The organism is Betaproteobacteria bacterium (assembly GCA_009377585.1).
GTDB lineage: Bacteria > Pseudomonadota > Gammaproteobacteria > Burkholderiales > WYBJ01 > WYBJ01.
The window spans coordinates 1-5,219 of sequence record WHTS01000214.1 but is presented as its reverse complement, the minus strand read 5'-3'; the positions used below and the strand labels follow the sequence as shown (position 1 = coordinate 5,219).

The 5,219-nt window shown below is 60.6% G+C and carries 4 protein-coding genes; 1 reads left to right on the top strand and 3 read right to left on the bottom strand.

All coding sequences use genetic code 11. From position 1 onward, the window contains the following. Positions 1–587: 587 nt before the first annotated feature. The 3 genes from GEV05_30380 to tcuA all read right to left on the bottom strand — a co-directional run bounded on the left by GEV05_30380 (position 588) and on the right by tcuA (position 3,976). Positions 588–1,559, bottom strand: a complete 972-nt coding sequence (locus GEV05_30380; GenBank protein MPZ47588.1) for a tripartite tricarboxylate transporter substrate binding protein — start codon at positions 1,557–1,559, stop codon at positions 588–590. Positions 1,560–1,666: 107 nt separating this feature from the next. Further along, complete coding sequence (locus tag GEV05_30375) at positions 1,667–2,470, bottom strand: SDR family oxidoreductase (GenBank protein ID MPZ47587.1); 804 nt, start codon at positions 2,468–2,470, stop codon at positions 1,667–1,669. Positions 2,471–2,476: 6 nt separating this feature from the next. Further along, positions 2,477–3,976, bottom strand: a complete 1,500-nt coding sequence (gene tcuA, locus GEV05_30370) for an FAD-dependent tricarballylate dehydrogenase TcuA (GenBank protein ID MPZ47586.1) — start codon at positions 3,974–3,976, stop codon at positions 2,477–2,479. Between the two features lie 180 nt (positions 3,977–4,156). On the opposite strand from tcuA, the gene GEV05_30365 reads away from it, so the two are divergent. Then, a complete protein-coding gene (locus GEV05_30365; protein ID MPZ47585.1) occupies positions 4,157–5,077 on the top strand; it encodes a LysR family transcriptional regulator in 921 nt (306 codons plus the stop codon). Positions 5,078–5,219 lie beyond the last annotated feature (142 nt).

Here is a 5,219-nt window from a genome sequence, read left to right as displayed (position 1 = left end):
GCATAAGCATACGGCTCGGCCAATTCCATGGCGCCGTCCAATGACGATACGCTCCAAACCGGAGAACCGTCGACGAGAACCAAAACGCTCACATGCTTTCCCTGTGGTCACGGCCGTCGGCTGCCAGCAGGATGATCTTGGCGCGCAGCACCTCGAAATATGGCAACGTATACTTGCGCGCACGGCTTTCCAGGACTTCGCGCTCCTTGCGCGACAGGCGGATGGTAAACGGGCTCGTTCTTGGCATGTGCGCGGCCTCCTTCGGCCGCACCATAGTCCAAGGCCCTAAGCATGGCAATACGTCGCCATATTTATGAAAACGCATACTAAGTCAGAATCCCGACATCGGATGCCGGAGGGTGCGCTCGTGCTTGCAAAATCGGTGTTGGGCGGACTCCATCACGAGTATTCGCTCATGTCGAGCTCCGCCGAGTCGGCGGGGTACCGAGATGACATTCGTACACCGGGAGTTTTTGCGCACCACAGTGCGGAGTGAGGCGTCGAGGCGTGAGGCCTTACGCGCAAGACGAGAGGAGTGATAGCAACCCTCCTTCCGCGATGCGCCCGATGCTCATGCGTCCTCGATCCTACTCAGCCTTGACGCCGGACTGCTTCACGATTTTTCCCCACCGCTCGTATTCGGCTTTTACATACCGGGTAAACTCCTCCGCCGAATTGCCAACGGATTCGATGCCCGTCCTGTTCAGCGCCTCTTGCACTTGCGGCAGGGCGGCGGCCTTCGCGAACTCGGAGTTCAATCGCGCTAGGACGTCGGCAGGTGTGCCTCGCGGCGCAGAGACGCCGTACCAGCCGCTCATCTCGAGATACGAGTAACCAACCTCAGTGACCGTAGGCACGTCCGGCAAGGTCGAAAGCCGTGACGACCCCGTCACCGCGAGCGCGCGCAATCTGCCCGTCTTGACGTGCACGGCGCTTGCCGGACTCGCGAACATCAACGAAATATGGCCGCCGAGCAGATCCGTCGTCGCAGGGCCGGCTCCCTTGTAGGGCACGTGAATCATTTTGGTACCCGTCATGGACTTGAACAATTCACCGGCCATTTGCGGAAACTGTCCAGTGGAGGCATAGGCAAGCGTATCGGGCTTGGCCTTGGCCAGCGCGACCAGTCCCTTCAGGTCCTTCGCGGGGATGCTCGGATGGACCACGATGAGAATCGGCTGTGAGCTGAGCTGCGAAACGTGAGCGAAATCCCGAATCGGATCGTACCCCAGGTCTTTGTACAGCCACGGCGCGATCGCCATAGTTCCGACATAGGCCAGGATGAGCGTGTATCCGTCGGGAGGCGCCTTGGCGACGTACGCCGTACCGATGTTGCCCTGCGCGCCCGGGCGATTTTCGACGACGACCCGCTGAATCCAGGACTCGGTCACCTTCTGAGCCAGAATACGAGCGACGGTGTCCGTCCCGCCGCCTGGAGGGAAGGGTACAACGAAGCGCACGGTCCTCGACGGGTAGGGCTGTGCGAGCGCAAACGAATGCATGAAACACGATGCGGCAATGATGGCTGCCGTCAGCACGGAACGCGACACCAATTTCATTCGCAACCTCCTCCAGCACGCCTATCCGGAACTTCGTCCCCACTGCGGCAGACTCGATCAGGTCACCTGCAACGTCTGTCGTTCTTCATCCGCCGAATGGCGGGTTCCTAGAACGATACACTGCGCGTCGCGCCGCCATCAACATCGATGGCGGTGCCGGTGATGAAGCTCGCGCGATCCGATGCCAGAAATACGATCATCGACGCGACTTCTTCCGGCCGCCCGATCCGCCCCATCGGAATCTCGGCGATGGTCCCGGCATAGCCGCCGGGTTCGACCGCCTCGAAATCCGCGAGACGCTTGGTATCGATTTGCCGCGGATTGATCGCATTGACGCGAATACCGCTCGCCGCGTACTGCGTGGCGGTGGTCTTCGTGAAGTTGAGCAATGCTGCATTCACCACGCCGGTACTGGAAGTCCAGCTGTACGGTTCTCGCCCCGTGCCCCCGATGACGTTGATGATCACGCCGCCGCCGTTCTTCCGCATGACCGGGAATGCTTCCATCGTAGTGCGAATGTAGCCGAGCAGCTTGTAGTTCAGCGCTTCCGTCCACAGCTCGTCGGTCATTTCGGCATTCGGCTTCGCCATGGCGGCGCCGGCATTGTTGACCAGGATGTCGATGCTCCCGAGTTTGGCGATGGTCGCGTCCACAAATTGTTTGTGGCTCGCCTTGTCCCGAATATCCCCGACGACGCAATAAACATTACTGTTGCCCGATTCCTTCGACACCCTGGCGGCGGCCTTTGCGAGGCGTTCCTCGGATCTCGATGCGAGCATTACGTTGGCGCCTTCCGTTGCAAACATTACGGCGGCCTCGAGGCCGACACCGAGGCTTGCGCCGACGATCAGAACGTTCTTTCCCTTCAGATGAAGATCCACGATATTTCTCCTGTATTGCCGTGAGCGGATTCGCTGTCACGCGCCGGGCCTCGCGGACCGTGCGGCGCTTCGCCCCGACAGCCTCCCGAAGACGGTGCCGCTGGTGAGCCCGCTTGCGCCGGGATAATTGAAGTAAAAGACGCCGCCCACCATCTCCCCGGCTGCAAAAAGACCTGGGATGGGCGCGTGATTGGTGTCGATCACCTGTCCCTCGTTCGTGATCCCGAGACCGCCGAAAGTGAAGGTGACGCCGCAAGTCACCCCGTAGGCTTCGAACGGCGGTTTCTCTATGGTCTGTGCCCAGTTCGATTTCGGAATTTCCAGCCCGACCGTACCCTTGCCGTCCTTGTTGTTGGGATCGAACGGCACATCCTGTTTGACTGCAGCGTTGAATTGCCGAACTGTCTCGAGAAATCCCTCGCGGTTCACGTTTTCGAGTTTGTCAGCCAGTTCCTCCAGCGTGTCGGCCGCGACCTTCGTGACATACTTCGTGCGGTACTCGGCCAGCAACAGGTGCGTCACCTTTGCGTCGTAAACCTGCCACGCGAACTGACCCGGCTGCTGCAGCACCATGCGGCCGTATTTCGCGTACGTGTAGTTGCGAAACTCAGCCCCTTCATCGAGGAATCGTTTGCCGTCCGCGTTGATCATGATGCAGAACGGATAGCTGTGCCGCTGGAAATTCGGCGTGAGTCGAAGGTCGCCGAAATCGGTTGCGTGCCTTTCCCACGACGCGGCATGGCAGCCAGACCAGTGACCGCGTGGCTGCGCTCCGATGCGCAGGGCCATGGCGAGTCCATCGCCGGTGTTGTATTTCGTGCCCCGCACTTTGGCGAGGTCCCAGCCCGGGCCCAGATATCGGGTGCGCCATTCCGCGTTTGCTTCGAAGCCGCCGCAGGCGAGGACGACGGACCGCGCCGCAACTTCGCGAGTCACGCCCTCGATGGTGGCTACGACGCCAGACACGCCGGAGTCCGAATGGATCAGGTCCTTGACCCACGCGCCGTACGAGACGTGGATGCCCTTCTTCTCCGCGGAGTTGTACAGAGCGTCGATGAGTCCCGGTCCGCCGCCTCTGATGATCAGTGTGACGCCGCCCCAAAACTTGAACTTTCCATCGATTCGATATGCCTGACGCCCATAATTCGGCATGAACGTGACGCCCTGGCCCTTCAGAAAATGCAGCGCGGCGTTGCTGTTCTTCACCAGGATCTCGCACAAGTCGGGATCGGTACGGTTCTGTGTGATGCGCGCCATGTCGTCAAAGTACTGCTCTTCCGTGTACGCACCGAAGTCGGTGTTCGCGATTTCATCGGCCGTGAGGTCCGGCGACAGGGCGATAATGTCGTCTGCGCCGTTGTACACGAATCTCATCGTGCCGTCGGTGTAAGCGCTGTTGCCCCCACGTTCCGCTGCCGGGGCGCGTTCGAGGACCAGCACACTGGCTCCGTTTTCGCGCGCGGACAGTGCAGCGCACATCGCCGCGTTGCCGCCACCGACCACGATCACATCGTAGTTCGACCCGATACCTGCCATCCGCTTGTCCCTTGGTGTAGTGACCCGTGCACGGCGCCGCATGCCGGCGTCGCGATCGTCCGTTGAGCAGTCTCAACACGCTCCGGTTGCCGCAATGTAGGGACAAAATGCGCGTTACGCTAGGCGCATAATGGACAAAGCAGATATGCTTCATGCACATATCGCATCTTTTTGGCCCCCATGGATTTCGAGAAGCTGCGCTTGTTCGCAAAGGTCGCGGAATTGGGAAGCCTCACCAAGGTCGCAATCATGCTGGACAGCACGCAATCAGCGATCAGTCGACGGTTGAGCGCTCTCGAACGCGATTGCGGCGCGCGGCTTTTTCACCGCACGGGGCGCGGTGTAACGCTGACGCCGTTCGGAGACCGCCTGCTCCCTCGTGTCCGCGCCTTGCTGCTCGAGGTCAATCAGCTCAGCCACGACATTCATTCAGCGGCAGGGGTCCCGGTCGGGGAAGTGACGATCGGCATGCTGCCGTCGATGGCGCACCCGCTCGTGGGTCTGCTTTTCCGGATCACACGAAGAACCTATCCCGGCATTCGTTTACGCGTGTATGAAGGACTCGGGGGACAGCTGGAGGAGTGGCTGGCGACGGGCAAGATCGACGTCGCAATTCTTTTCCGGTACGGCAAGGGGCGGTCGACCGACTCTCAGCTTCTTGCAAGAGTGGACACCTACCTGATCGGACCTCCGGGCGACCCGATCACCAAGCCGCCCACGGTGAGATTCGCGCAGCTCAACAGACTGCCTCTGGTCCTCACCGGGCCGCCGAGCCGCATGCGCTCCATGCTGGGCCAAATCAGCCGGCGTAAAGGGATTTCCCTGTCCGTGTTCCTCGAAGCCGACTCACTGACGATTCAGAAAGACATCGTTGCTGCGGGGGACGCCTATGCCGTCCTTGCGCTGCCTGCCGTTTACCGGGAAGTTCAGCTGGGACGGCTGCAGGCGTCCAGGATCGTAAATCCATCGATAGAGCGCATGATCACGCTGAGCAGCTCGACTCACCATCCGCAGAGCCTCGCGGCGCGGGCGGTCGTTCAGCTCATTCAAAAGGTGGTGGACGAATTCACGGACACCTTCACCTGGCGCCGGCGCCCCTGATCAGACGCTCTGGAGCACATCGACGAGGTAGCGTAGGGATCCACGTCGTGAAGTCGGCAGGTGACGATTAGGCTTTGCATGATCCCGACGTGCTGGGCACCCAGCTCGGTCCAACAGAATAGCCAGGCCTTCCTACCCATGG